This is a genomic window from Cryobacterium sp. MLB-32, from assembly GCF_000738085.1.
Taxonomy (GTDB): domain Bacteria; phylum Actinomycetota; class Actinomycetes; order Actinomycetales; family Microbacteriaceae; genus Cryobacterium.
In genome coordinates this window covers 1-530 of sequence record NZ_JPRS01000777.1, presented here as the reverse complement: position 1 = coordinate 530, position 530 = coordinate 1, and the positions used below count along the sequence as shown (strand labels likewise).

Sequence of the window (530 nt, the reverse complement as noted above, 5' to 3'; positions counted from 1 at the left end):
ACTCAATCGCCCGTCGCGACAAGCCCTGATTACGCAGCTGCAGGATCTGCTTCGCTTTGATCTTCCGTACCATTACCGGTACTCCTTCCACCGTGTGGCGCTCACATGGTGGGAGGAGCTTTTCAGGTGGGGCTCAACCACGCCGGTAGTGGGGCTGAACGATGCAGGTCACGTCGCTGAACAGTGGGGCTCAACCGCACCACAGGTGGTGCCCACCGAAGCCAATATTCAGCCGTGCAACCGGTAAGTGCTATCAGTCCGCCGATCGCGAATGCCGATAGGGCGATTGCTGCTCTTTTCTTCACGGTGCTCCCTTGCTCCGAGTACGAATGGACATGCTCTGTGGTCCGACGCACTTGAGAGAAGAAGGTGCCCCCGCTGCCATGCCTCGATGCAATAGTACATCGATTAGATAAACCCTCGTCAAGTTTTAAATGGGCATATATTGCCGAGTTTGGCACTCACTCAAGCCAGAAGCAGCGCTCTGGGATTCGGTGCAAGTGCTCGATCGAGCACAAGGCAAGCTGCCC

General features: G+C 56.4%; 1 protein-coding gene. It reads left to right on the top strand.

What is annotated here, in order from left to right:
• On the top strand, positions 1-247 hold a 247-nt coding region (locus JF66_RS24890; RefSeq protein WP_231556557.1), incomplete at its 5' end, for a hypothetical protein.
• Positions 248-530 lie beyond the last annotated feature (283 nt).